We start from the raw sequence: 25,679 nt of genomic DNA on the forward strand, positions 1-25,679 counted from the left end.
TTATTTGCCTCGGCGAACACCGCGAGTAGTACGACTGCTGGAATTACGGAAGCTGCTGTCCTTAGAGTAGTTAGAGCGGAACTTGCTCTTGCTGCTCGCAGTGCGTCCTGTTGAACTGGCTTTGGGGGTGCTGCTACTTTGTCTCGAAAGACTACTTGAGCCTGTGCGTGACTTAGCATACGGGCTATCAAACTTTTTACCTTGAGAGTTAAATTGCTTTTTTGTTCGCTCATAGGTTTGAGTTTGGGCTCTAGCCTGTTTCGGTGAGGTATAACGGTAGCGTCCCACATCATTGTAATAGCTATAGTTACGTCGACTTGACCAACGATCGTAACCAATTGGGCCGCGAGTTAAGTTGGAGAACATCGAGTACATGCCGTACCAAGCCCAAAATGACATGCCATTAGAGCCTGTTTGCCAGTTACCGTAAGAGGGGTTACCCACTAGCTGGCTACCGGCACCAAAGTCTTCGGCGCCATTAGCAAGTGCTGCGGCTTCACGGCTGATGGAGTTCACTCGAGCGAGCGCGCCGCCCGACATATCAGCAACCACGTTAAGTGGATCTGACAGCATATCGTTATAGAGGCTAGGATCTGCGGCTTGATACAGGTTTTCGACTTCAGCCAGTTGCTGATCGAGATCGACAAAATTGGCCGGGTTTTGCGCTTCAGTCAAACGCCGCGTCAGTGAGGTAAACATCGGGCCGCGGTTAGTGGCATCGGTGGCAAGCTCTGTGAGCAGTGGGCTTAGGTCTGGTTTTTGCCTTTCCAATACTTGAGTGTATTGTTTTAGCAAATTAGCATTACGTACCTGACCGTCGCTCAACATAGTGCTTAGGGTATCGAGGCGTTGCTGAGTCAGCTGCTGATACTTTGCAATTTGCTCTGGCCTATCATCACCACATCCTGCGAGGGTGAAAACCAGTATGACGGTGAGAACGCGCTTTAGCATTCCTGCCATAGTTTCTCCAAATTCGATTATGTTACTTTTTAGTGGCCAAATGCCGAATGTAACAAAGACATATTGCCATAATGCTTAATGATACTTTATAGCGATTTATATTTATTCAGCATACAAGATTTTTCAGTTGCTGAAACATTGAATTCGCAAGAGAAATAATTTGCTCTTACTGTAATTATCACTGCTTGAGTATAGTATTGCCTATTAGAGCATAAAAATAGCAATGATCCTGTTTTCATGGCCTTGAGTAATTAAATTTACTCAACTGACCAACATTCTCGACCAAAGCTGCTCACATTTGTTCACGCTCTATCTATATCATTAATGACATAATATGTCGATGTACAAAATTGTTAGGGATTATTATGCGCACGGCTACACAGGGTAATAAGCTTGTCAGCACTCAAATGGCTGAGACCGCAGAGCGATATTGGCAAAGACTCACCGATAGCGCAGCAGATGTGCTAGCGGCGTTGACAGATGAGCAGCAACAGGAACTCAAACTGGTTTTTGGGTTAAGTGATTTTATTGCAAGCCAGCTGTGTCGTCACTCGCACTGGATCCCCGCATTATTTGAGCGCGAACTGCATAATATTGAGCGTCAAACCTTCGATAGCGAACTGACAAGCTTGCTTGAACCTGTGACCGATGAAGAGCAGGCAAAACGTATTTTACGTCAATATCGTAACCGACAGATGGTGTGTATCGCCTGGCGTGATTTTCTTGGCTACAGTGAATTAGAAGAGTCCTTGCTCGATCTGTCAGCGCTAGCCGAGGCGTTAGTGATTACCGGGCGCGACTGGTTATATCGCGAGATGTGCGCGCAACTGGGCACCCCAAGTGATAGCCAAGGTAAGCCGCAAAAACTACTCATCTTAGGCATGGGTAAGCTCGGCGGTCGTGAGCTTAACTTCTCTTCAGATATCGACCTTATTTTCACTTTCCCTGAGCATGGTGAAACCTTAGGTGGTAGGCGTGCGCTTGAAAACCAACAGTTCTTTATTCGCATGGGTCAGCGACTGGTTAATCTGCTTCATCAAGTGACGGTTGACGGCTTTGTGTATCGGGTCGATATGCGTCTGCGCCCCTATGGCGAAAGCGGCCCCTTAGTGGTTAGCTTTAGCGGGCTAGAAGATTACTATCAAGAGCAGGGGCGTGACTGGGAGCGCTATGCCATGGTAAAGGCGCGCGTACTCGGGCCGTGGACAGCCGATTCTGATGAGCTACATGATCTGCTTAGGCCGTTTGTTTATCGCCGTTATTTAGATTTTTCAGCGATAGAATCACTGCGCAAAATGAAAGGGTTAATCACTCAAGAAGTACGCCGCCGTAAGCTCACCGACAATATTAAGCTCGGTGCTGGCGGGATTCGAGAAGTCGAATTCGTGGTGCAAAGTTTTCAGCTTATTCGTGGTGGGCGAGAGCCCGCATTGAGGCAGCAGAGCCTGTTTGCGGCCATAGAAACCTTATACCAGTTAGGACAGTTGGAATACCTGGCTGTCGATGAGCTTAAAAATAGCTATGTGTTACTGCGCCGGGTTGAAAACTTATTACAGGCGATAAACGACGAGCAAACTCAGACATTACCAAGCGAAGTGCTAGATTGGCAGCGTTTATGTTATGCCCTCAATGCCGATACTGAAATGGATCTGCGAGAGCAGATTGAAACGGCAATGAGACAGATCCACAGCCATTTTCTGGAAACTGTTGGCGGTAATCTGCATGAAGATCAAAACGAGACCTGGACCCAGCAGCTATGGAACGCCTATGAAGATGAGCATGCGCTGTCTATTCTAGAAGAGCAGGGGATCGATGATGAAAAACTGTGGCCGATGCTTAACAGTTGGCACGAAACAGTGGTGCGCCGTACTATCGGACCGCGAGGGCGGGAGACTTTAGATAAGCTAATGCCCAAATTGTTGTGCGAGTTTACCAATCTTCCCCATCCATCTAAGGCATTTGATCCAGTGTCAAAGGTACTGGATCAAATTTTAACCCGAACCACCTATCTTGAGCTCTTGTGTGAAAACCCAGGGGCAAGACAACAGCTCGTTAGCCTCTGTCTTGCCAGCCCATGGATTGCTCAGCAACTGGCAAAATTCCCCATGCTGCTCGATGAGCTGATCGATCCAGCCCAGTTGTATGACACCACATCGTTAGACGACTACGGCAGCGAACTGCGTCAGTATCTACTGCGAGTGCCAGAAGATGATTTAGAGCAGCAGATGGAAGCACTGCGACAATTTAAATTGTCACAGCAGTTAAAGATTGCCGCCGCCGACGTGACAGGTGTGCTGCCAGTGATGGAGGTGAGCGATCACTTAACTTTCTTGGCCGAAGCGATTATCGAGCAGGTAGTGCATCATGCATGGACACAGGTGAGTGCCCGCCATGGTGTACCTGAAAACCTAAAAGATAATGAGATGGGCTTTGCGGTTGTGGGTTACGGAAAAGCGGGCGGCTTTGAGCTAGGTTACGGCTCAGATCTTGACTTAGTGTTTTTACATAATGGCAGCCAAGCCGGTCAGACCAATGGCGATAGAGCCATAGATATCGGTCACTTTTATCTAAAGCTTGCCCAGCGTGTGTTGCACTTTTTCTCAACGCGCACTAACTCAGGTGAGCTATATGAAGTGGATATGCGCTTAAGGCCATCAGGCGCATCAGGGCTATTGGTGAGTGAGATAGAACACTTTGGTGATTACCAGCGCAAGGAGGCTTGGACATGGGAGCATCAAGCCTTAGTGAGAGCCCGTTTTATATTTGGCGATAATGCACTTTCTATGCGCTTTAATGAACTCAGAGAAGAAGTACTAGAAAATCAGCGTGATATATCAATCTTAGCCAAAGATGTGAGAGAAATGCGGCTTAAGATGCGCGATCATCTTTTAAACGTTGAAGCGGGCATGTTCGATCTTAAGCAAAGTAGTGGAGGAATTGCCGACATTGAGTTTATTGCTCAATACTTAGTACTGGCACACAGTCATAAGCATAAGGCGTTGTCATTTTGGTCTGATAATGTGCGAATTTTTGCCGAGCTTGCTGAGCTGGAGTTGATACCATTCGAGAGTGCGCAGGCATTAACTCAAGCCTACTGCCATCTGCGTGATGAAAGCCATAGATTGACGCTGCAGCAGAAAAAAAGTGTGTTACCTATTGAAGCGATAAAATCCCAAACAGATCGGGTGGTTGAGATCTATCGACAGATCTTAGGCGAATAACTTAAGTTAAACAGCAAAGTTAACGATCTAGGTTAAAGCTTAGGCTCAGCATTCGTCCAATCGCTAGAGTAAAACAAAGTCCTCTACCGCATCCGCGTGGAGGATTATTTATGTTGACATCAAGACTGTTACAGCCCCAAAACAACCCCAAATCACCCACAAAACAACTCCAAAGCATCCACAAAACAATACTAAAGCCACACAAAATTCATGGCAAATTACATTGCAGATTAAGACTTGTATCGAGTTACAAAGTGATCTCTGTTTTTAGGTATTTGCAAGCCACTGAATTGAAGTCATAAGTTAACTTTATTTCTTGTATGCTTTAACTTGGTTTGTTCTATGCAACATCGGTGTATTCAGTCTTGCAGCACGGTGATCGCTATGAATCCACTTAAGCAGATAAGCCGCTACACCACCTTTAATGACAGCCTTACTGACATGGATGTTTTTAAGGATATCTCGCTTAAAATGACACTGGCTAAATCGGCAATGGCTTTTATACGTGAGTTGCCGCTCTGTTGGCTGCTATTACTCTGTTTACTACTATTTGTGAATGATGCCGTGGCCGAGGCACAGTCAACCAAAGTTACTATAATCAGCAGCGAGTTAGCCAATTCAGTAGAAAGCGCCAACTTAGTCATCTTAGACCGCTCAGTAGAGCAAGTAGAGTCGTTACTGTCGGGGTTTAGAGGTGATTTACACCTGCTGATATTGGAAGATGATAACGAGCCATTTGAGCAGATTAATCAGGCGCTAAGTGCAGAGCCTCTTTATTCGAATGTCACTATTATTGCTAAAGCCTCAAGCTCAGCAATTTATTTGGGAGGTCGCTGGATTGATCAACACTATTTACTCGAACATCAACAAACATTAGCCACTTTTGCCAAGCAGTTTGCTAACGATAGTCAGCTATCTTTGTACACCACTAACTTGACGGTTAGCCATGGTGGCGGTGAGTTTATTGGTTTGTTTGAAAATCTGACTCAGCTGAATGTGGACGTAATTTATATGCAAGGCCAGCATTATGAGCCCCTTTGGGTACAACGAGCCGAGTTTGACTTTTAGTGCTTAACAGTCGGAATTGACATCGGGGTTTCTCAATAAAACCTATGCCCTAATGTAGTGTTTAATGAAGCAGTTAGTCTCGATACGTTTTGTATCATATTTTGAGCAGATACTGCTTTGCGGATATAGAAATACTGCTTACTATCAGCTCAAGTATGTCCCTATGTAGTATAAGGGACTAATTAGAGGATGGTTTGATGAGTTCTATCAGTGGTGTAGTCAATAGTACAAGTATCAATGTAGGGGCTAAAATCACCTCCAACGTTGCAGCTGATTCGGCTACTCAGCAAGCCACAGCCAGTCACGTGCCAGATATCGCTGCCAATGCAGCTTCTGCTAGCGCCTTAGCTAAGCCGCTCCCAAATACAGGCGCCAGCACCACAGTGGTATTATCAACGGCTGCACAAGATAAGCTCATCACAGAGCAAGGCAGTGCTAAAGCAAGCAGTTCAACGGCTACAGGCTCTACAGCTGACGGCGTCAAAGCCGAAGAGGAAGGTGGCGATTTAGAGTCGTTTGTATTTGGTGCGCTAGGGCTCGATCACCCCGAGGAGATCGATGAGAACGGTGACCCTTCATATTCTGCAGGTCAATATGTTAAGGCGGCTGCCACTGTGGGCGGCATGATTGCGATGTTTATTTAGACTTCGTCTAAAAATTGTTTTCTATCAGGCTGCGCCTGACTAACGCTTTACAGCGATAGACAATCAAGCTGCGCTTGATAAACGTCGTGGGATTCCATCCCACACCCGGGCAAGAAGGGGTCAACAGCTACCCCCTCTTGGCCATTTCTTTCATAAAGAGTCCTAGCCGCCCCGACGAAGTTGTCTCCCTCGTACTTATGGATAAATCGCTAACGCTTCCGATGGGGCATCCTGCCCCGCGAAAGCTACGCCGACATCCCTGTCGGCATCACGCGATTTATTCCAACGTATTTCGGCAACTTCGATGGGGAACTGGTGTTTTCTGTGATTTTTGTAGAAAGTTTACTCTTCCCCTACTTATTTTTATTCCAGACCTTGATAGACCGAGGTTAGATAGGTCTTTTGCATGCAAAAGCCGAAACATGAAAGTGTTTCGGCTTTTTTAATTTTTGGTGGTTTGAGTATCACTCAATAATTAGCATAGACCCATCGGCTAGATCCATGGTCCATCTTTTAATTGAATGGATAGGCTCATCTCCAATTAGAGGGTTGCCATCCCAAACAAGATCGTCGCGATCAGTTTCTCTTTCCTGTACATATTCACGGCCTTTAGCCATTAATAACTTATAGTCACTGCATTCACTCATGACTGTTAGTGTGAAGGTGTTATCAATATCACTGTTTGGTGTGGCCAAGCTTAACTTCATATCAACTTTCCTTAATCTTTTACTTCTAGGGCTTGGTAAGACTAGCAAGAAAGTAGGGCGAATTAGTAGGCCCCTAAAAAGTCCTTTTTAATGCACTCACAATTAATTTTTTAGTAATTTTAGCGGCCTAATAGTCGAATAAGTTTGTGGCTCTTCGTGCCAAATTTAAGGTGTAAGGCATCAGGCTGCGCCTGACTAAAGTCGCGAGCTTCCAGGGGGCAACAGCTACCCCTCTAGCATCTCCCGATCAGTCCAGACGAAGTTGTCTCCCTCGTACTTATGGATAAATCGCTAAAAAATCCAGTAATGACACCCATTGTTAATGGCATGTTTTTGGCCCGCCAATTATTGTTGATTTAGCATGGGTGGCTTATGTTTTAGCTTATGTTTTAACCACGCCTTGGGTGAGTCAGTATAAGCAAAAGTGTATCCTGATCAAACATTTGACTTGCTCCAGCTCCAATATCCCTTTACGCTGCGTGACATTCGGCTGAATAAGCCAAAACGCCTAATGTCGGTACCCTGAATGTTGCGAAAACCCACACCCTACTCTAAGCGCAAAACCCACAACCTGTTTAAAAGCAAACTCAAACGCGCTCTGGGCAGGATAAACTGGAAACGGTTCTGCTCAATCACGCTTTTGGCTGCACTGGCCTATGCTGCCCTCTATTACATTAACTCACCGGCCAGAGTCGTAATGAACATGAGTATGGCGGACATGATCTACAACAGTCATCAGCTCTCAAGCCAACAAATAGAAGAGGGCGGTGGGCAGGCACACTATCAAATGATTATAGAGGAACTGTCTGCATTCGGTATTGACCCACACACCAGTCTTAATGATGTATTGCAGGACCATCCACAAATCGCGTCAGTGGAGATAACACAAGACCGGGATTGGGAATACCCTGTTCAGGGAACCTGGGATACCGCGCCGGGCTTTTACGTGAGCGTCTGGATAACAGAAAAACACCGCGATGCCGGCTACAGCGCCAAATTTTCATTGCGTAGTCCGTTGCACTTGCCTTTCAATTATCAATTCAATAACATCACCGGGTCAAAATGGATAGACACACCACCGGCCCCCAAGGCGCTGGCTGAAAGTCATATGTACTATGCCGAAACATTCAGGCAAACCGATAAAACTCCGTGGGAAGTCGTCTATCTATTACAACACAGTGAGTTTCCCCCCTTAACCTACGAATCAAAAGCCTCTGACATTTAGCAATAATGTCGTCCTGTCGTGACACCTAACGTTGATGGCATGTTTTTTACCCTCCCTTGTTGATTTAGCATGGGTGGCTTATGTTTTAGCATGCCCGAGTGTGAGCTGGAAGCTCACGACCTTTATCAAGCGAAGTTTGATTGTATTGCCTTAGGGATACCTTAGAGAGCAAGGCCTAATACCAGAGAAAAAAACAAGATGTATTACAGTACGACTGTCTAGAGTCGTTTTAGTCTTAAACCGTTGTTGGCTAAAGTCGCTGTAAATAAGGATTTCTAATGGACTTATCAAAGTGCTCTTCACTTGCACAGGTGCGTTACAGTTACCTAGGTGCGGCGGTAATTTACCTGCTTAGCTGGATTTGGTTGCCTGCCGCGACTCTGTGGGTCGTCTTGCTTAGCTGGGCTGGATTTTGCTGGCACCGCGTTACCTCCCCCATTTTAAAGCAAGGCTATTTGAATCTATTACAGTCGATAGGGATTTACCTTGGACTGCATTTAGCGGCCTTAGCCTCGTTTGTGGTGGCCAGTAGATTTAATTATGGAGGGCTGTTTTCAACGACCGGTGCTGAAGAGCTTGGCTACCTGCTTGGCTTTGGTTTTCTGGGGGCGGTATTGCTGATTATTGGCACGCTATGGCCATTGATTAGACTAGTGAAAGGCTATCGAGTTTTGATGGCTATTAATGAGGCCTGTAACGGAAAAAGTAGTGAGAATTGCTGTGTGGATAGTAGTGCGGACTCTAGTGAGGGTTCTAGTGAGGAATGTAGTGTGGATAGCAACAAGAAAAGTAACGCGGATATTGAGGTGAATAATAGTGAAGCGGTTTAAGCTGTCGCAGGTTTCAAATTTAATGTGGTTTATGTTTATCATGTTCTCTTGTGCTGTTGGGGTGGCAACCTATGTCGTACATCAGTCTCATGCTGCTTTTAATTGGCCTACGGCTAAGGGGATGGTGGTAAATTGCTGGCTTATTGAGCGCTACCATGAAAGAAGCAGCGCAGAATCTCATTACGAGGTTGCTATTGAGTACTTCTATGCTGTTGACGGCAAAATCTACCACAAGAGTAATAAGACCGACATCACAGGTGCCATCCCTGGTTATTCTTTGGAGGAGGCCGAAGCCTTGGTGGCAGAGTTTCCTCGTGGCAAAAAGATCCAAGTGCACTACAACCCCAGCAACCCCGATACAGCAGTTATTAAGCCAACAATGCATCTGTTTATAATTGTGATTTTGGCGGTGTTCTCTTTGATATTAATACCCGTCTGTTATCTGATGTATCGGCAAATGACCTCAGCCGCTGACAGCTTTATCGTTCGCAATGTGTAAACTCTGATCCCTTTTTAGGATGGTTGGGTCAAGGAACGTTGGGTCAGAGTAAGAGTTAATTTAAGAGTTAATGTGGTGCAAACTGAATCTGTTTGTTTTAGCCATAATTCAAAACTAAATAAGATTATTTAGATCCCAGAAAACATCTATTCCCTATCGAAATTGCCGAAGTAGGTTGAAGACTGCTTATCTAAAAATGTGTCATGATGCCCACAGGAATGTGGGCATAGTTTTCTTGGGGCAGGCCGCTCCTTGGCATCTGACCTATAGGGATATTGGAAGTGTCTATTGTGACAAGCTTTATTGTTCACAGCGCACACTCGACAGAAGTTTTCAGCGGGTTACTGGGCTACCCCTTAAACAATGCCAATCAATGAACCGCTTGGAAAAGATGCTAGAATATGTGTATCAACGAGATTCAGCAGAACTTGATTGGGTGGATGTCGCCTTTAAGTTCGGCTCTAGCGAGCAACCTCATTTGATCCGCTACCTAAAGAAGCTGCTAGGCTTTACCCCAAACCTATGAAAAAGAGCGTGGGCTGACCATTGATGCTTATGGCGGTGTCAGATCTAATTCTCTTTAAGCTTATCGAATTTATAAACTGTCGGAAATATTCAATTGTCTCTGGCTAAATGCCTCTAAGATGAATACAACCATTAGATGTGAGAAAACAGTACGTGAATAGCCAAACTCCAACACTTCAACAACTTGGATGGAAACCATTTTTTCAGCAACAGCTGAGCTTAGAAGACCTAACTGATTTTGCTATCGGTCGAGTAATGGAACAGCATCGTGACCGTATCGTGGTGATGTCGGAGCAAGGGCTGCAAAGTCTCACTTTTACTGTGATTGATGAGAAAATTTGTGTTGGTGACTGGGTGTTATTTGATGACCAACTAAGATTGCATCGAAGTCTTGAACGTCAGTCACTATTCGAGCGTAAAGCGCCCGGGTCTAAGGTGGCGACTCAGCTGATTGCAGCCAATATCGATATTGTCATGATTGTCTCTTCTCTGAATCATGACTTTAGTTTGAGCCGAATTGAGCGCTACCTCACCCTCGCCCGCGAAGCGATGGTTGAGCCGGTGATCCTGTTAACTAAATCTGATCTGTGTGAAGATGCCGATGCTAAGCGAGAGCAAGTACAGCAGTTAGATTCTATGTTGCAGGTGCATACTCTCAATGCGCTTGATAGCCAAGATATTAAACTGCTTGAAGCGTACTGTCGTAATGGTAGAACCATTGCCTTTATGGGCTCATCTGGCGTGGGTAAATCAACCCTAGTTAATAGCTTACTGGGCTTTGAATCTCAGCAAATAGGCGGCATTCGCGAGGATGACAGTAAGGGGCGCCACACCACAACACACCGGGCACTCAAGGTATTAGCAAGCGGTGGCGTTCTAATGGATACCCCAGGAATGCGTGAATTACAGCTTGCTGGCAGTGAGCATGGTGTGAGTGAAACATTTGCTGAAATTACAGAGCTTGCGCAGCAATGTCGCTTCTCTGATTGCTCCCATGATTCTGAACCGGGTTGTGCAGTGCAAAGAGCCATCAAAAATGGTGATTTAACAGAAAGGCGTTTACATAGTTTTCAGAAGTTACTCAAAGAGCAAGCACTCAATGGTGCAACGCTGGCAGAGAAACGCAGTAAAGACAGAGCCTTAGGCAAACTCATTAATAGCGCTCAAAGTGCAGCCAAGCGTTTCAAAAAAGGTTATTGATATTTTCGAAAGTGGCTGATGCCGAAATGTGGGGTCAGAGTAAACTATTCGAATCTTAATACTCTGTTCTTCTATCTTGAACCATAAATCAATCGCTAATTGGTTGGAATAGCTTACAGAAAACACTGTTCCCCATCGGAGTTGCCGAAATAAAGATGACTCTTTACCCAAAATAGTGTCGTGGAATCATCATGGATGATGGTTCAGGCTCGGGGGGACATGGCCGCTCTTTGGCATATATGCCATCGCGGCATTTGTGAGTCCATTCACATCAGATGTCCCATCTGAGCCGTTAGTCAATTTTTATTGGAGTATGAGGATCAACAACTTCGTCGGGGCTCGGACTCTTTATGAAAGAAATGGTCAAGAGGGGGTAGCTGTTGTCCCCCTTTTGCCCGTGTGTGAGCTGGAAGCTCACTACCTTGGTCAGGCGCTGCTTGATACTCAACCTCAGGTTTGGGGGACTTAACCTTATAAGTCACCAAAGGCTTCGAGCCACTCTTCGTCAGAGAGTTCTCTGCGCGGCTTTTTATTGCCAAAGCCTTTGATAATCCTGCCCCTTAATGGGTTATCGGTAAAAGCGTCATCACCCATGTAAGTGACCGAAGTCGGGATCAAAACATAGGTTATGGCATTATCTGCAAACGCTTCTGAACCAATGTCAGTTACCGAGTCAGGAATGGTGATGCTTTGAAGTTCATTCCCCCTAAATGCGCCTAAACCGATTTCAGTCACGGAATCAGGAATAGTGATGCTGGTTAACGCATTAAATTGAAACACTCGCTCATTAATTTCAGTCAGTGAATTTGGCAGAGTCAGGTGGGTTAAGGCATTCTTGGCGAATGCACCCTCTACGATTTCTGTCACAGAGTCTGGAATATCGACATGAGTTAATGCGTTTTCTGCAAAGGCATAATAGCCGATTCGAGTGACCGAAGTCGGAATATCAATCTGGGTTAGGGCATTGCGTCGAAACGCACTTTCGCCGATTTCTGTTACTGTATTAGGAATAACGATGCTGGCGATTGGGTTCTTTGGGAACTCTTCGAATTCTTCGCTTAACTCCTCAGCCTCTGAAAAAGCATAGTCCCAGATCTTAGTAACGGGGATACCATCAAAATTATCGGGGATAATGATGTGTTGATAATCACCATGATACACATCAATTCGGCCTGTTTTTTTATTAAACGATACGTCATCTAATGTCAGAGTATGTGGCTGGCTCACGGTGAATTCTCTCTTTGTTTTAGGATCATTTGTTTGAGGTGCATTTGCTTGAGGTGTAGGGCTTGGTGTTAACTCGGCTTGATGTGCGGGGCTTTCTTGTATAGAAAGCCCAAACAGCATAGCAACGAGAACACCACTTAACATGCGAAATAAGTTGATGCCAAGGAGCTTGGTATTAAAGAGCTCGATATGACATAGGTGAATATCAGTCTTCCATCCAATCTAAATTTGGCATGGCATCTAAATGCTGGTTGTAACGTTTTTCGTTAAATGAGGCACCATTTAGCATCACATCACTGACTTCAATCGCTAGCGCACATGCCATCCATTGAATCGCTTCTTCACGCGGCGTTCCTGTCATCACCAAACGCATCAAGGTCTCTTTGACCTTTTTCGGTTCGCCGTCGGCGATCTGATTTTCGACTGTTTCAATAAGGGTTTCTTCAGTCATGTAACTTTCTTGCTGGTTGTCCATATTTACGACTCTGTAATGTAATTGGCGCTATTATGCCGTAACCATGAGATGAGCAATAGATGTGATATCGAATTTGTTGAGCATTCTGACGTTAGCCGCATAAGCTTGGATAGTCCGCTGTTCTAACTCAGTGTCGATAAGGCTGAGGCTTTGGTGGTAAGGCCGCGCTATGACGTTCATGTCACCGCGGCATGTGTGAATCCATTCACATCAGATGTTTTCGTTGAGCTCACAAGGATATACTCGCTGTGAGCATCGGCACATGCTAAGGCCGCAGGTCATTGCAACCACTGATGGTGAGAGTATTCTTAGGGCAATCAATATTGCAAACTCTGCATCTGGGTTAAACGGCTCAATGTTCGCCTGAACTCAAAGCTGAGTGCACCGCCGGTGTAGAGCTGCTCCATTGGCACCTGAGCTTGGATATATAGCTCAACCCCTTGATCGTATAACTCATCTACTAAGCTGATAAAACACCGCGCGGGGTCATCACTCACCGCGTAAGACAGTTGTCTATTGCCCGTTTCAAAAGCAGCAGTGTTAAATGCAGCCGTTTCAATAGCGGCAGTTGTATTGGCGCTTTCAATTGCAGTGGTTGTAAAGTGCTGGGCGCCATCTTCGGTGCCGCGGGCTCTAATCCAACTGCGGGGCTCGCCGCCTAATACAGGCACTTGAGTCAGCAGTACTGTGCTGAAGCGGCTGGCGATGTCGATGTAATCGAGCTGCGAACGTGGGCCGTCACACAGGGCGTCGAACTCAAACCAGGCCACTTTTGACGTGTATTTTACGGTGTCTATTATGCGGCCATGAATTAACAGCGGCGCTGAAATTAATGCACTTGCACCTGCATTAGTATCGGTATCAGCATTAGAGCAAGCGCTAAAAATACGCTCAAACTGCTCTTTCATGTCGTTATTTTCGGCAGCCTGTTCTTGGACGGGCGCGTTAACAAAGTAGCGTGGGCTCAGGCTTGTCGCCGCAGATGGATGTAAGCGGTGGTCTTGCTCGCCGCTTAAATGGATTTCTTGGGTAAAGCGGTTTAGCAGGTCGATAGTGGGTAAAAAACGTTGTCGCTGTAAGCCATTTTTATATAGCTCATGAATCGGGGTATTGGAGGTGGCGACTAAGGTAATACCTTGCTCGAATAGCGCTTCAAACAGCTTGGCTAAAATCATGGCATCGCCAATATCACTGACAAAAAACTCATCAAAACATAACACGCGGCACTCTTTGGCGACCCGTTTGGCAATGCGCTTGAGTGGATCACGATTACCCGCTTCGCTAATCAAGTCTTTATGGATCCGTGCCATAAAGCGATGAAAGTGCAATCTAAGCTTAGGGACGTTAGTTTTAGCACCACCCTCAAGGCTATTGTAAAACAGATCCATCAAATAGGTTTTACCGCGGCCAACATCACCCCATAAATACAGCCCCTGACAGACTGGATTTGCATGGCCATTCATTTGAGGCATTTGAGTTAGCCGCTGATGCAATTGCTCGAGCGCATTAACGGCTTGGTGCTGCGCGCTGTCATCAATAATCAGCAGCCGCTCTACCTGCTGCAGGTAGCGAGCCTGTGGACCACTCTGTGACAGCGGCTCATCACTGCCGCCGTGTTCGACCTGTTGGCTGATTAAGTTGCAGGCTTGATTAGTCATGGTTTCACATAGGGCTCATTACGTTAGATGGCGAGAGTATATCAGCTTGAGCTTACTTATTGGGCATCACGCTATATGAGTAAATTTAATCGGGCTGCATCATAAAGTATGGTTTGCTTGCTTTTTTAGCCAGTCAACAAACAGCTTAGCTTTGGGGTTGAGATCTTTATCATGAGAAGCCACATAATAAGTTTGTTCGCATGTTACTTGCTGGCCTGCAAAAGGCGCGATGAGCTCCCCTCGCACAATGCGCTTACTCACCAGTTGTCCGCGTCCCATGGCGATGCCTGCATGGTTCATGGCAGCAATAACAGCCAAGTCAGAACGGTCAAAACCGATTGAGCGACTGTCATCAATATTGACCCCAAGCTTTTCTCCCCAGTACTTCCATTCATCGCAATCTGAGTCATATTCCCAGGCTTGGTTGTCGTGCAGCAGGGTGCAGCGACTCAGGTGCTCTGGCTTGCCAATCAGGTCGTGCTCGGCGGCGTATTCTGGGCTGCAGACCGGCATAATGGTCTCATCCATCAAGTGCTGACAAAACAGTTTACTGCGCGGGCGATTATCGTAATAGATGGCCAGATCGATATGAAAACTGTTGAAGTTAACGTTTTCATTGCCGGTCAAAATGTTGATCGAAATCGCCGGGTACTGACGGCTAAAATTAGCAATTTTAGGCACCAGCCAACACTGGGCGATAGAGGGGCGAGAATAGATGGTCAACTTACCCGACACCTCTTGGTTTTTAATCTCAAACACTTCCTGATTCAGGCTTTTTAAGCTGTCCTTCAACTTTGAAAACAGTCGCTTGCCATCTTCTGTTAACTCAATTCTGCGGTGAAAGCGAGAAAACAGCTTGAAGCCTAATTCAGTCTCCAGCGCGGTAATTCTATGACTCACGGCTGAGGGGCTAACGCATAACTCTTCTGCGGCGAGCGAAAAAGATTGGTGACGAGCCACTACTTCGAAGGTATGCAGCTTTGCAAGCTGATAACTGCTGAGTAAACGGTTTCTGCTGAATACATCTTGTTGGGAGTACATGACTAACATCTCAAATTTTGATGGGCACATTTTACTCTAAGCCGCCTTTTAGCACCGATTTTATCAACACACTTGATGCTTGGGTCATGTTAAAAGCACTTTTGTGACGACTAAGTACTGGTTGCCACAATCTGGCTCAAGCGAACGCTGATTTATATCTTTTGTCAGCATTCCATTGTTTGGATTTAATAGCGCCACGTTTCAATACCTTTTGAACTCCTTTTAACCAATAGAGAAATACAATGGAATCACAGCTGTGGATTATTGGTACTCTGCTTTGTAGTATCTTGTTGATTGTCATTAGCATCGTTAAGTTCAAGTTGCATCCTTTCCTTGCTCTGCTACTTGCCAGTTTCTTTGTGGGTGGCATGATGGGCATGGCACCACTTGAAATGATCAAGGCGATGGAGTCTGGCATTGGTGGCACCTTAGGCTTCTTGGCGATTGTTATCGGTCTAGGTACCATCCTAGGCAAGATGATGGAGATCTCAGGCGCAGCCGAGCGTATTGGCATCACCTTGCTAAAGTCTCGCTACTTAAGCCCCGATGTCATTATGGTATTAGTCGGCCTTATTTGTGGTATCACCTTGTTCGTTGAAGTTGGCGTGGTATTGCTGATCCCACTGGCATTCTCTATAGCGCGCAAAACCAATACTTCACTGTTAAAGCTCGCCATTCCGTTATGTACTGCATTGATGGCCGTGCACTGCATCGTGCCGCCACACCCTGCAGCATTGTTTGTGACTAACGCACTAGGCGCTGATGTTGGCTCTGTGATCATCTGGGGGCTACTCATCGGTCTACTGGCTTCGTTAATTGGTGGTCCACTGTTCCTTAAGCTGTTTGGCGATAAATTGCCGCACCTACCAGTGCCCGCTGAGTTTAGTGAAGTCACTGCTCGTAAAGAGAGCGAGTTACCATCACTTGGCACCACCTTGTTCACTATCCTTTTGCCAATTATCTTGATGTTGGTTAAAACCGTGGCCGAGCTGTACATGGAGCCGGGTACTGCGCTTTACACCACGCTTGAATTTATCGGTAACCCAATCACCGCGATGTTTATCGCAGCGTTCGTGGCTTATTACCTGCTAGGTCTACGCAACAAGATGACTATGGGCACCTTGCTGACTAAAACCGAAGACAGCTTCGCCTCAATTGCTAATATCTTGCTGATTATCGGTGCGGGCGGCGCGTTTAACGGTGTATTAAGTGGCAGCGGCATGGGCGATAGCCTGGCGCAAATTCTAGCAAACCTTGATATGCACCCTGTGCTACTTGCTTGGTTAGTGGCCATTATCCTGCACGCAGCCGTTGGCTCAGCAACTGTGGCCATGATGGGCGCAACTGCGATTGTGTCGCCGTTATTAGTGCTTTACCCAGACTTGAACCCCGTTATCGTGACCTTAGCTATCGGTTCTGGCGCAATCGGCTGCACTATCGTTACCGACTCACTGTTCTGGCTCGTTAAGCAGTACACCGGCGCCACGATGAAACAAACATTTATGTATTACACCACCGCAACCTTTATCGCCTCACTTGTGGCACTGGCTGCGACCTTTGCTCTTTCTTATGTTATTTAATCCTAAAGGGAACCTGAAACCATGAATACTCAACAACTGATAAATGACTTCCCTTTGCTGACTAAGCTTATCAATCTAGAAGAAGTCAGCTGGTTTGAAACCAAGGCGACCCACTTAGCGGAATCACTACCCTATGTAGGCTTAGACAGCACTGATGTGGCCGATGCCAGCGCGCGTTTGCAGCGTTTTGCTCCTTACCTAGCGTTAGCCTTCCCTGAGACTGCTGCATCTAACGGTATTATTGAGTCAGAAGTGGTTGAGATCCCACAGATGAAGCAGGCGCTAGAAGCCAAATACGGCCAAAAGATTGCCGGTAAACTGATGCTGAAAAAAGACAGCCACTTACCGATTTCAGGCTCTATCAAGGCGCGTGGCGGGATTTATGAAGTGCTAACCCACGCCGAAAAATTGGCGATTGCAGCAGGTAAACTTAACGAGTCTGACGACTATCAGATGCTGTTCACCGAAGAGATGAAGAGCTTCTTTAGCGGTTATAGCATTGCGGTGGGGTCGACCGGTAACCTAGGTATGTCTATCGGCATTATGAGCGCCAAGCTTGGCTTTAACGTTAGCGTGCATATGTCTGCTGACGCCCGTCAGTGGAAGAAAGATAAGCTACGTAGCCACGGCGTGAATGTATTTGAATATGAACAAGACTATGGCGTTGCGGTAGAGCAAGGTCGTAAGGCATCTGAGTCTGATGCTAACTGCTTCTTCATCGACGATGAAAACTCGCGCACGTTGTTCCTTGGTTATTCAGTGGCTGGTGAGCGCTTAAAAGCGCAGTTTGACGGCGCTGATATCAAGGTTGATAGCGAGCATCCGCTGTTTGTTTACCTACCTTGTGGTGTAGGCGGTGGCCCTGGTGGTGTGGCGTTTGGTCTTAAGTTAGCGTTTGGTGATAACGTACATTGCTTCTTTGCTGAGCCGACACATTCTCCTTGTATGCTACTTGGCGTACACACGGGTCTGCATGATGAAATTGCGGTACAGGACTTAGGTATCGATAACGTCACGGCAGCCGATGGTTTAGCCGTAGGCCGTGCATCAGGTTTTGTCGGCCGCGCCATGGAGCGTATGCTTGATGGTTATTACACCTTAAGCGATCAGCACATGTATGACCTACTTGGTTTACTGGCTAAGAGTGAGGGCATTGAGCTTGAGCCATCGGCCCTAGCGGGGATGCCGGGCGCACTTAGAGTGAGCGGCGATACACAGTATCAAGCGCGTATGGGGCTAACACCTGAGATGATGAGCAACGCGACACACGTGGTGTGGGCGACGGGCGGCGGAATGGTGCCTGCGGTTGAGATGGCAAAGTACCTAGCGCAAGCTAGCTAATACTTATATAAAAGCTAATACTTATATAAAAGCTAATACCTTGTATAGTAGTTAGTACTAATGTATCCGCTAATACTAATGTAAGGGCTGGCTCGTTCTTATTAATGTATCGAGTTGGAAGAAGGGCAGAGCTGAGACATTGAGTCTTGGCTCTGCTTTTTTGTTTCTAGCGTTCAATCTTGCTCAAAAATGCACAGCTAGAACTAAAGCCAAAAAAAATCCACCCTTAACAAGGTGGATTTTTTTATTGTAACTGTTTTATAGCACTGAAAATTAAGCACTGAAAATTAATAGCACTGAAAATAAAGTACTGTAAAAAATTACCACAGGCCTTTGGATTTTACTCGGCTTGCTCGCTCAAGTTGAGTCGCTAAGTTTGGTGCCTCATCGTTCGCTGGCGCGCTGGCAGGTGTTTGGGCTAATTGGCTAGATAGACTTTTTATCTGTGCCATTAACTTGTCCTGCCCCTGTTTAAGCTGACTAAATTGCGCGGCTAAATCAATTTCTGCATGAGGCTGCACCGTGTCTGCTACGGCGGGCAAGTTATTGAACAGTTTACTTAACTGCTCCTGCCCTTGTTGTAACTGCTCAAGTTGCTGCTCAATTGAGCTTAGGTTCAATGGCTCGCTTTGCTGATTAGGTAAGCTAGCGCCCTCAAGCATAGAGGTTAACTTTAGCCACTGCTGCTCAGATAAACCGTTATCTTCACTCGATTCTAAAGACAGGCCCGCTGAGCGGATCTGGCACACTAAGGTTTGGCAGTTCACCTTATCTTGTAGCAGAGTCTGAGTGAGCATAGACGGCAACTGCGGCGCCAATTCATGCAGGAATAATCCCGATAGATAGAGATCGCGATGAAACTGAATACGGCGCTGTAGCACGATATCCGTCTCATCATTACGCGCTTTTTCCTGCTGTTGCCAACCCCTTAGGGTTTTTATGGCGTAGCTGTGGCTGTCATAGATTTCAGGCTCTAGACCTACATTGAATCGAATGCGCATAAGGGTCCCTTTAAGCCGCGTCGCTTGGCTCTGCCGCGTGGTAGCAGCAGATCTCGCGTGATAGCGCTTCTTGCGGATCTTTCACCATCACAATCTTTTCGCCCAGCGACGGATACGCATCGCGGATCGCGCTTTCAATCAGCATCGCGCCGCCACCCACTAAGTAGATGCGGTTTGGATTACGGGTAAAGGTTTTAGCTTCATAGGCAACAGCCGCACCGAGCTCGGCAATCTTGTCTTCGATACGCTCAAGTACCCAGTCTACCTTGCTGATATCGTTAATGACTTCTTCAACAAACTCGCGGTTATGGCGGCGCTTAATGAGCTCGTTAGCCACTAAGTAACTCGCGTCGCTGTCTGCCGCAGATAAGGCTTTTCTCGCTGCGTTGGTGACCATAGACACGCCAATCTCGGCATTGCCATAAACAGCCGATACATCGTCAAATTCACCGACAATCACGCCCATATCTAAGGTTGTGCCACCGCAATCAATCACTAATGATTTAGCGAACTCGTTAACGCCTGAGTCCATCAGTGTGGTCAACACGGCCGGTAGGCTTTCTGGCAGCACTTCAACGTCAACAATGGTAAATAGCTCGCCCTTGTTAAGCGTAATTTCGCGCATCAAGTTAGCTTTTTTACGTGCGATATTTTCTTCGTTTTTCTGACAATCGTCAGCTTTGTAGTACTCGGTGATGGGCAAGGTAACCAAAATACTGACAGGACCTGGCTTAACACCCGTTTGCAGTAGGGCATGGTGAACAGAAAGTAGGTTTAAGTCATCATATTGAAAGGCAACATGAGTGGTAGAAAGTGCTTTGTCAGATGTGGCATCGTAGGTGTATTTAGTCGATGCGATTTGGTAGTTAAATACTTTGCGATCACTGAGTAAAGCAGCACTTTTCCAGTCCTTACGAAAAGAGTTAGGTGAGGTAACACTACGCACTTGACCGTTGTCAATCCAGCTGATTTTTACATTGGTAGAGCCATCATCGATAGCAAATTTGGTCATGCTCGAATGCATTACAGTTCCTTAAAATAAACCCAATTTTGCAAGTTAATGCGACCGCAACGTTGAAGAACTGAAATCTAAATGTGATTTATTTTTTAAGGCTGATATCTCAGTCGCAAACTTGATAGTTTGGCGCTTGAAAAAGCATCAATAGTCGGTGGTGTAAATTGGCGGGTCAGTGGTACGCCATCACCGCTATGCAACCCCTATGTCACCACTGTTATGTGATAGGGGTTGTCATAGGGATGGCCATAGGGATGGCATAGCCTGAATGCTGGCAGATGAGCAGAGCGTTATTGTCGCCACGGCGAGTCATGTTGGCTAATCGACACTGGCGTTAACAATGTTCCACTCGGGCAATTTTTGCTTAATATCTTCGCGTATTTTGTCGCCATCGCCTCTAATCACGATATAGGGCGTATTGTTAAATACCGAGCTGGCAATCTGTTGTAGCTGTGCAGGGGTTAAGCTTGCCAACCTTGCGGCCTCTTTTTGCTCGCGCTCAGGTTCATAGCCGCGCACTAACTGCTTTATGCTATCGAACTCGACGGCGCGGTAGTTGGCTTGGCGTAGCATCTGCTGACTAGTGAGGTAGTTCTTTAAGGTACTGACCTCTGCCGTTGATGCCGGCGTTTGGCTTGCTAATGCTAAATGATCTAACACGCCGCTGATAAAGGCACCTGAGTGCTCAAGCTTAGTGCTGCCGTAAAACTTAAGCGTGCGTGATAATGGGTTATCAAAGCAGCGGCCATAGATGCCGTAGGTTAGCCCGCGCACTTCGCGTAGATCGTAATACAGCCGGCCTGAAAAACTGCGCCCAAGCCAGCTGGCCAGTAGTTTACAATCTTGAATGCTATCCTTGCTTGTATCTCTGGCATCCAGTGGGTAGCCGATACGTACCTGTGTTTGTACGCTACCAGGGACATCGATGATAAACAGTGTCTTGTTATCATTGCTGATATCGACTGCAGGACTGATAGCTGGGATGACAGTAGGGCTAGAGTCCATCACGGCACTAGAACGCGTTGTCAATTTGCTGCTCGCCGCTGAGTTTGCGAGCTGGGCAGTAGAGATTAACGAGCTAAATTGCTTTGTCACCGCAGAAGTAAACTGCTTGTCTTGTCCAAGGCTTAGATTGGCAAACAGTGCCCAGTTAGATTGGGTGAAAATCGTGTCTCTGACTTGGTTAAGCTTGGTTAAGTCAAGCTCATCAGCAAGGGTTTTGTCATTGAGCACTTGATTATAAACATGTTGCTCACCGAGGATTTTTTTAGCCCACACATCATCAATTTCGGCGCCGCTATAGGCATTGATATGTTTAGCCAACTTGAGTTGGCGGCGCACATTGGCGATGTCTATTTCGTTAAAACTGCCTATTTCATCAAAACTGCCCATTTGGTTAACACTAGCGGCTTGCCAAAACTGCATTAACAACTCACTAGCAAGGGCGGGGGAGTCGGGGCAATCGATACTAATCGTCAGGCTGTGCATGCTTGGGCGAATACGCAGACTCTCAGCGCAGGCTAAGTTTGATTGCTGCGCTAAGTAGCGGGTTTTTTCGCGAAAAGCATTCACCAGCACATCAAGGTTTGCCATCGGAGTTTGGCTATAAGCCACTAGCGACAGATGATTTAACCCAGAGGGCGTATCGTCAAATAGGTACAGTTCAAGCTCTGGTTTTAACCTAGGCTCAAGTACAGCATCAGGTTCGGCTTCAATTTCAATCGGCAGTACTACACGCTCAATGGGAGTGGCGGCTTGATAGATTAGTGCGGCAATCTCTGGTGCGCCCTGCAGCTTATCAAATACTGGCAGCTGCGGCTCAGCGGTTGGGGTAAATGTTATCTGGGTTTGCTGGCAGCCCAATAGACTTAATATTACGCTTAGCAGTAGCGTGCCACAGGCTAGTGGCTTAAATTGTTGCTTCAGCGGCTTTTCAATATATGGCTTCATCACATTACTCCCTCTTCAAGGCTGTCGGTCATTCCCTTAGGCAAGAGTTCTAAAACTGACTTAGTGGCGCGAATATACCAAGGCGGAAGCAGGTCGAGACGCACCCCATTTTGGCTAAAATAGCCTTGGGCAATAGCTTGCAGTTGTGCAGGTGTTACGGCGTTAACTCTCTGCCAAGGCCCGGTCAGTGGATGATGCTTATCTTGCGGGGCTGTGGCCGACAGTGCTTTTGCTAGTTGTGATGGTGAGTCTAAACGCGCTAGCGCTTTATTAAGCCAAATTTGTTTTAGCTGACACAGTTTGGCAGCTGATATCGGCTTGTCTGTCACTGTGTCGATTAAGCCCTGCACATTTTCAGTGAGCCTATCGAGCGAAGTGCGCGCGCGTGGCACTAATACTAAGTTAGTTACGCCGTGATGGGTCATCGTTAACGGGATAGAGTAACTTAACAGCTGGTCGGGGTCGTTAAGGCTAGTGCCTTGAATGAGGCTGCTTTTGTTTTGAAACAGATAGGCCTCAAGTAAGGCTAATCCGGCTGCATCGGGTGAGTTGCTCCCCGCAGTGTGCCACGCTAATAGCACCGCAGGCCAGGGGCCTCTCTCATCGATAATCTCACCATGCACAGGCTGTGGGGTTATCTTAAGATCACTTAATTGTGTCCGCTCAATGTTGGGTGCTTGCCAGTCACCAAACTGCTCATCTACCCAAGACTGGGTTTGAGCTGGAATATCGCCCACCAAGCTTAACTGCATGGCATCGGGGCGGTAATAGCGTTGATGAAAAGCGTTTAAGCTCTCGGGTGTGGCCGCCTTGACATCAGCCACGCTGCCAATCACCGCATGACCATAGGGCGTATTCTCAACTTGCGACAGTAAGAACTCCATCGCGCTGCGCACATAAGGCTGATTATCTATGCTGGTGGCCATCTCCTCGAGTACAGCAGCTTGCTGATTTTTTACCGTCGTCTCATTCAAGGTCGGATAACGAAAACGGTCGGCCTCAAGCCACAAACTCAGCTCGAGTGCTTGGGAGGGCACGGTTAAGTAGTAATTGGTGAAATCAAAAAAAGTGCTGGCATTAAACTGGCCACTTAAGGCGCTCATGGTTTGAGTATAACTGTCGCCGGGGGCATGTTTACTGCCCTTAAATAACATGTGTTCAAACAGGTGAGCATAACCGGTCTGGCCGTTAACTTCATTGCGGGAGCCCACATCAAACTGGCTGGCAATGGAAACGGCTTGTGTATCGTCTAAAGGCAGAATCCGAACTTGAAGACCATTATCAAGCAGACGATACTGCAATCGCTGCTCGGCATGAAATAGCGGCTGAGCAAGCGTGCTCAGCTCACAGGCTTTAGGCTCATGTGTGTCCTGGGCGCTCACGGGCAAAGAGAGCATGAGTATCGATAACGCAGTAATGGAGTGGGTTATTAATCGCTGCAATTTAGTCTTAATTCCTTTTAACGGCCTTTTTAGCATGAATAAACAGGCCAATTTATATCAGCTTAATCTACTGAATTATATAGGCGATATCAGCCAAGGTTTTATTTAATGCCGATACGTTTAGCGAGTCGGTGCAGGTTACCGGAGTCGACATCTAGCGCTCTGGCCGTTGCCGCCCAGTTGTTGCTGTTAGCGACTAATGTCTGGCTAATATATTGCGCCTGAAACGCTTCAGTAGCTTGTTTTAGCGTTTGCTCAATGGCTATTGTTTGGCGGGTTTGCGTTGCTGTTTTAAATGTTGTCTCAAGCTGCTGCTTGTCTTGACCACGCAAGTCAAAGTGTTGCGGGGTGATCACCGCAATATCTGACTGAGACTGCGCTCTGGACAATACCGCCGCGCGGCGCAAAACATGTTCAAGTTCTCGTACGTTACCCGGCCAATCATAGCTATTTAACAGGTTAATACTGTCAGGGCTTAATCTCAGGCTCTTTAAACCGAGCTTTTCTCTGCTATGCTCGACAAAAAAGCCGCTTAATAAGATTACATCGCCTTCGCGCTCGTTTAGTGGTGGCACTATGACTGGGAATACGCTTAAACGATGATAAAGATCGGCCCTAAAGCGTCCGGCCAAGACTTCTTGCTTGAGATCTTTATTGGTGGCGGCGATGATGCGCACATCAACCTTTAAGCTTTTATCAGAGCCGACTTTTTGTAAATCGCCATACTGTAATACCCGCAATAATTTTGACTGTAAGGACAGTGGTAATTCACCGATCTCATCTAAAAAGAGGGTGCCTTTATCGGCCGTCTCGAACTTTCCGCTACGATGGCTAATCGCGCCAGTAAAGGCGCCTTTTACATGACCAAATAACTCACTTTCAGCAACGGACTCAGGCAGGGCGGCGCAGTTTAAATACACCAGCGGTTTACCTGCTCGCAGCGAACGCTGGTGGATTGATTTGGCAACCAGTTCTTTACCGGTCCCCGTGTCACCTAAAATCAACACATTAAGGTCGGTACTGGCTACCACATTAAGCTCGTTTTGCAGTGTTTGGATAGCAGAGGATTGACCAATAATTTCCACTTCACTGTCTGAGCTATTGTGGTTGAACGATGGCGGCTCTTGAGATTGCAGCGCCTGTTTTTCTAGCTTTTCGATAAGCAGGGCATTGTTAAGTGATGCCGACGCGATAGCGCTTAAGGTGCGTAGCTCTTTATCGCTAAAGCTATTGAACTGCTCTGGGTCAAAACCGTCGATAGTGACCGCGCCGATAAGCGCGCCGTTAGCGACTAAAGGCAGGCCAATACAGGCGTGTACCATTAAATGGTCTTCTTGATGGGGAATTAAACCATCGTAAGGGTCGGGCAGTTTACTGTCGGCTGGAAATCTTACCACATCACCCGCGCGAGCGATGGCCTCAAGTCTTGGGTGCTCGCTCAATATAAAGCGCCTGCCAAGTACATCGGGACTCAAACCATCGATAGCCAGTGGGGTAAAATGTTTACCGCTAAATTGCAGCAGCGCGGCGGCGTCACAGTGCAGAGTTTGACGTATGGTATCAAGAAGCCTTGAGTATCTGTCGTGATCTGACAGCCCTGATGTGATATCCAGTGCTATACGGGTAAGGTCGCTTTGACTCAGTGACATTGGCGCTCCAATTTCAGGTTAATTCGTTAACCTTGGACGAGTGTTTTAGCGTGCACATTCCAGCGTGCTGATACTAGGATCAGCCTAGGTCACTCGGGTGTGTCTTTTTAACAGTATTTAGCTATGGGCTGTCGATGTCAATTTTACACTTTGACTAAAGTTGGGGGAGTTAGATTGCATCTATGGCTGCTGGCCATCAAACTTTGTTTGAGCTTTAAGTTAGACTGCGTCTAACAATCAACATCGCGGGGCTTCGCCCGCAGTTATAGCTAATCAAACTACTTTGATAAAAGGTCGTGAGCTTCCAGCTCACGACCCTAGTCAGGCGTAGCCTGATACCTTTAGCTTTGCTAGAACCTAGAACCTAGAACCTAGAACCTAGAACCTAGAACCTAGAACCTAGAACCTAGAACCTAGAACC

21 protein-coding genes are annotated in these 25,679 nt (G+C 46.7%); 10 read left to right on the forward strand and 11 right to left on the reverse strand.

Annotation, left to right across the window (positions count from 1 at the left end; all coding sequences use genetic code 11):
* Positions 1 to 960, reverse strand: a complete 960-nt coding sequence (locus ACVBIK_RS13345; RefSeq protein WP_447159395.1) for a hypothetical protein — start codon at positions 958 to 960, stop codon at positions 1 to 3.
* Positions 961 to 1,325: 365 nt separating this feature from the next.
* Here ACVBIK_RS13345 and glnE point away from each other — a divergent pair, with 365 nt between their 5' ends.
* The 3 genes from glnE (at position 1,326) to ACVBIK_RS13360 (ending at position 5,893) form a co-directional block, all read left to right on the forward strand.
* The gene (gene glnE, locus ACVBIK_RS13350; protein WP_447169883.1) at positions 1,326 to 4,181 is read left to right on the forward strand and encodes a bifunctional [glutamate--ammonia ligase]-adenylyl-L-tyrosine phosphorylase/[glutamate--ammonia-ligase] adenylyltransferase; all 2,856 of its coding nucleotides are present in this window, start codon (positions 1,326 to 1,328) and stop codon (positions 4,179 to 4,181) included.
* Between the two features lie 384 nt (positions 4,182 to 4,565).
* Positions 4,566 to 5,249, forward strand: a complete 684-nt coding sequence (locus ACVBIK_RS13355; RefSeq protein ID WP_447159397.1) for a DUF4347 domain-containing protein — start codon at positions 4,566 to 4,568, stop codon at positions 5,247 to 5,249.
* Between the two features lie 197 nt (positions 5,250 to 5,446).
* A complete protein-coding gene (locus tag ACVBIK_RS13360; protein ID WP_447159398.1) occupies positions 5,447 to 5,893 on the forward strand; it encodes a hypothetical protein in 447 nt (148 codons plus the stop codon).
* A 464-nt stretch (positions 5,894 to 6,357) separates the two neighbouring features.
* Here ACVBIK_RS13360 and ACVBIK_RS13365 read toward each other — a convergent pair whose 3' ends face one another.
* Complete coding sequence (locus tag ACVBIK_RS13365; protein ID WP_447169884.1) at positions 6,358 to 6,600, reverse strand: hypothetical protein; 243 nt, start codon at positions 6,598 to 6,600, stop codon at positions 6,358 to 6,360.
* 526 nt (positions 6,601 to 7,126) lie between these two features.
* Between ACVBIK_RS13365 and ACVBIK_RS13370 the strand changes: the two genes are divergently transcribed.
* From ACVBIK_RS13370 to rsgA, 5 genes are all read left to right on the forward strand, one after another.
* Positions 7,127 to 7,825 (forward strand): hypothetical protein, encoded by a 699-nt coding sequence (locus ACVBIK_RS13370; protein WP_447169885.1) that lies wholly within the window; start codon positions 7,127 to 7,129, stop codon positions 7,823 to 7,825.
* 278 nt (positions 7,826 to 8,103) lie between these two features.
* Complete coding sequence (locus tag ACVBIK_RS13375; protein WP_447169886.1) at positions 8,104 to 8,655, forward strand: hypothetical protein; 552 nt, start codon at positions 8,104 to 8,106, stop codon at positions 8,653 to 8,655.
* Complete coding sequence (locus ACVBIK_RS13380) at positions 8,642 to 9,154, forward strand: DUF3592 domain-containing protein (protein ID WP_447169887.1); 513 nt, start codon at positions 8,642 to 8,644, stop codon at positions 9,152 to 9,154. The genes ACVBIK_RS13375 and ACVBIK_RS13380 overlap by 14 nt, the downstream gene beginning before the upstream one ends.
* Positions 9,155 to 9,350: 196 nt before the next feature.
* The gene (locus ACVBIK_RS13385) at positions 9,351 to 9,680 is read left to right on the forward strand and encodes a helix-turn-helix domain-containing protein (protein ID WP_447169896.1); all 330 of its coding nucleotides are present in this window, start codon (positions 9,351 to 9,353) and stop codon (positions 9,678 to 9,680) included.
* A gap of 152 nt (positions 9,681 to 9,832) precedes the next feature.
* Positions 9,833 to 10,879 carry a ribosome small subunit-dependent GTPase A gene (gene rsgA / locus ACVBIK_RS13390; protein ID WP_447169888.1) on the forward strand — a complete coding sequence of 349 codons (1,047 nt, stop codon included), beginning with the start codon at positions 9,833 to 9,835 and terminating at the stop codon, positions 10,877 to 10,879.
* Positions 10,880 to 11,350: 471 nt separating this feature from the next.
* On the opposite strand, the gene ACVBIK_RS13395 is transcribed toward rsgA, so the two are convergent.
* The 4 genes from ACVBIK_RS13395 to dsdC all read right to left on the reverse strand — a co-directional run bounded on the left by ACVBIK_RS13395 (position 11,351) and on the right by dsdC (position 15,310).
* On the reverse strand, positions 11,351 to 12,106 hold the full coding sequence (locus tag ACVBIK_RS13395; protein WP_447169889.1) for a leucine-rich repeat domain-containing protein: 756 nt from the start codon (positions 12,104 to 12,106) through the stop codon (positions 11,351 to 11,353).
* Between the two features lie 205 nt (positions 12,107 to 12,311).
* A complete protein-coding gene (locus ACVBIK_RS13400; RefSeq protein WP_447159409.1) occupies positions 12,312 to 12,581 on the reverse strand; it encodes a hypothetical protein in 270 nt (89 codons plus the stop codon).
* A gap of 317 nt (positions 12,582 to 12,898) precedes the next feature.
* Positions 12,899 to 14,239, reverse strand: coding sequence for a cell division protein ZapE (gene zapE / locus ACVBIK_RS13405; RefSeq protein ID WP_447169890.1), 1,341 nt, complete (start codon positions 14,237 to 14,239; stop codon positions 12,899 to 12,901).
* Positions 14,240 to 14,338: 99 nt separating this feature from the next.
* Positions 14,339 to 15,310: a DNA-binding transcriptional regulator DsdC gene (gene dsdC, locus ACVBIK_RS13410; RefSeq protein ID WP_447169891.1), complete on the reverse strand. Its 972-nt coding sequence runs from the start codon at positions 15,308 to 15,310 to the stop codon at positions 14,339 to 14,341.
* Positions 15,311 to 15,522: 212 nt separating this feature from the next.
* On the opposite strand from dsdC, the gene dsdX reads away from it, so the two are divergent.
* On the forward strand, positions 15,523 to 16,860 hold the full coding sequence (dsdX, locus tag ACVBIK_RS13415; protein WP_447169892.1) for a D-serine transporter DsdX: 1,338 nt from the start codon (positions 15,523 to 15,525) through the stop codon (positions 16,858 to 16,860).
* A gap of 21 nt (positions 16,861 to 16,881) precedes the next feature.
* Positions 16,882 to 18,201: a D-serine ammonia-lyase gene (locus ACVBIK_RS13420; protein WP_447169893.1), complete on the forward strand. Its 1,320-nt coding sequence runs from the start codon at positions 16,882 to 16,884 to the stop codon at positions 18,199 to 18,201.
* A gap of 320 nt (positions 18,202 to 18,521) precedes the next feature.
* Here ACVBIK_RS13420 and ACVBIK_RS13425 read toward each other — a convergent pair whose 3' ends face one another.
* The 5 genes from ACVBIK_RS13425 to norR form a co-directional block, all read right to left on the reverse strand.
* Positions 18,522 to 19,202, reverse strand: a complete 681-nt coding sequence (locus tag ACVBIK_RS13425; protein WP_447169894.1) for a hypothetical protein — start codon at positions 19,200 to 19,202, stop codon at positions 18,522 to 18,524.
* 10 nt (positions 19,203 to 19,212) lie between these two features.
* Complete coding sequence (parM, locus tag ACVBIK_RS13430; RefSeq protein WP_447159415.1) at positions 19,213 to 20,226, reverse strand: plasmid segregation protein ParM domain-containing protein; 1,014 nt, start codon at positions 20,224 to 20,226, stop codon at positions 19,213 to 19,215.
* 309 nt (positions 20,227 to 20,535) lie between these two features.
* Complete coding sequence (locus ACVBIK_RS13435) at positions 20,536 to 22,167, reverse strand: M16 family metallopeptidase (protein WP_447169895.1); 1,632 nt, start codon at positions 22,165 to 22,167, stop codon at positions 20,536 to 20,538.
* Complete coding sequence (locus ACVBIK_RS13440; RefSeq protein ID WP_447163030.1) at positions 22,167 to 23,564, reverse strand: M16 family metallopeptidase; 1,398 nt, start codon at positions 23,562 to 23,564, stop codon at positions 22,167 to 22,169. The genes ACVBIK_RS13435 and ACVBIK_RS13440 overlap by 1 nt, the downstream gene beginning before the upstream one ends.
* 146 nt (positions 23,565 to 23,710) lie before the next feature.
* Positions 23,711 to 25,258, reverse strand: a complete 1,548-nt coding sequence (gene norR, locus ACVBIK_RS13445; RefSeq protein WP_447159417.1) for a nitric oxide reductase transcriptional regulator NorR — start codon at positions 25,256 to 25,258, stop codon at positions 23,711 to 23,713.
* Positions 25,259 to 25,679 lie beyond the last annotated feature (421 nt).

Source organism: Shewanella sp. 125m-1 (genome assembly GCF_052977065.1).

What these genes read in the sequence shown, in the direction of transcription:
- ACVBIK_RS13400 (WP_447159409.1), bottom strand. Translation starts at nt 12,581, where the DNA reads ATGGACAACCAGCAAGAAAGTTACATGACTGAAGAAACCCTTATTGAA.
- ACVBIK_RS13375 (WP_447169886.1), top strand. Translation starts at nt 8,104, where the DNA reads ATGGACTTATCAAAGTGCTCTTCACTTGCACAGGTGCGTTACAGTTAC.
- ACVBIK_RS13440 (WP_447163030.1), bottom strand. Translation starts at nt 23,564, where the DNA reads ATGCTCTCTTTGCCCGTGAGCGCCCAGGACACACATGAGCCTAAAGCC.
- zapE (WP_447169890.1), bottom strand. Translation starts at nt 14,239, where the DNA reads ATGACTAATCAAGCCTGCAACTTAATCAGCCAACAGGTCGAACACGGC.
- ACVBIK_RS13435 (WP_447169895.1), bottom strand. Translation starts at nt 22,167, where the DNA reads ATGAAGCCATATATTGAAAAGCCGCTGAAGCAACAATTTAAGCCACTA.
- ACVBIK_RS13425 (WP_447169894.1), bottom strand. Translation starts at nt 19,202, where the DNA reads ATGCGCATTCGATTCAATGTAGGTCTAGAGCCTGAAATCTATGACAGC.
- dsdX (WP_447169892.1), top strand. Translation starts at nt 15,523, where the DNA reads ATGGAATCACAGCTGTGGATTATTGGTACTCTGCTTTGTAGTATCTTG.
- ACVBIK_RS13370 (WP_447169885.1), top strand. Translation starts at nt 7,127, where the DNA reads ATGTTGCGAAAACCCACACCCTACTCTAAGCGCAAAACCCACAACCTG.
- ACVBIK_RS13385 (WP_447169896.1), top strand. Translation starts at nt 9,351, where the DNA reads ATGTGTCATGATGCCCACAGGAATGTGGGCATAGTTTTCTTGGGGCAG.
- glnE (WP_447169883.1), top strand. Translation starts at nt 1,326, where the DNA reads ATGCGCACGGCTACACAGGGTAATAAGCTTGTCAGCACTCAAATGGCT.
- ACVBIK_RS13420 (WP_447169893.1), top strand. Translation starts at nt 16,882, where the DNA reads ATGAATACTCAACAACTGATAAATGACTTCCCTTTGCTGACTAAGCTT.
- ACVBIK_RS13345 (WP_447159395.1), bottom strand. Translation starts at nt 960, where the DNA reads ATGGCAGGAATGCTAAAGCGCGTTCTCACCGTCATACTGGTTTTCACC.
- parM (WP_447159415.1), bottom strand. Translation starts at nt 20,226, where the DNA reads ATGCATTCGAGCATGACCAAATTTGCTATCGATGATGGCTCTACCAAT.
- ACVBIK_RS13355 (WP_447159397.1), top strand. Translation starts at nt 4,566, where the DNA reads ATGAATCCACTTAAGCAGATAAGCCGCTACACCACCTTTAATGACAGC.
- norR (WP_447159417.1), bottom strand. Translation starts at nt 25,258, where the DNA reads ATGTCACTGAGTCAAAGCGACCTTACCCGTATAGCACTGGATATCACA.
- ACVBIK_RS13365 (WP_447169884.1), bottom strand. Translation starts at nt 6,600, where the DNA reads ATGAAGTTAAGCTTGGCCACACCAAACAGTGATATTGATAACACCTTC.
- ACVBIK_RS13360 (WP_447159398.1), top strand. Translation starts at nt 5,447, where the DNA reads ATGAGTTCTATCAGTGGTGTAGTCAATAGTACAAGTATCAATGTAGGG.
- dsdC (WP_447169891.1), bottom strand. Translation starts at nt 15,310, where the DNA reads ATGTGCCCATCAAAATTTGAGATGTTAGTCATGTACTCCCAACAAGAT.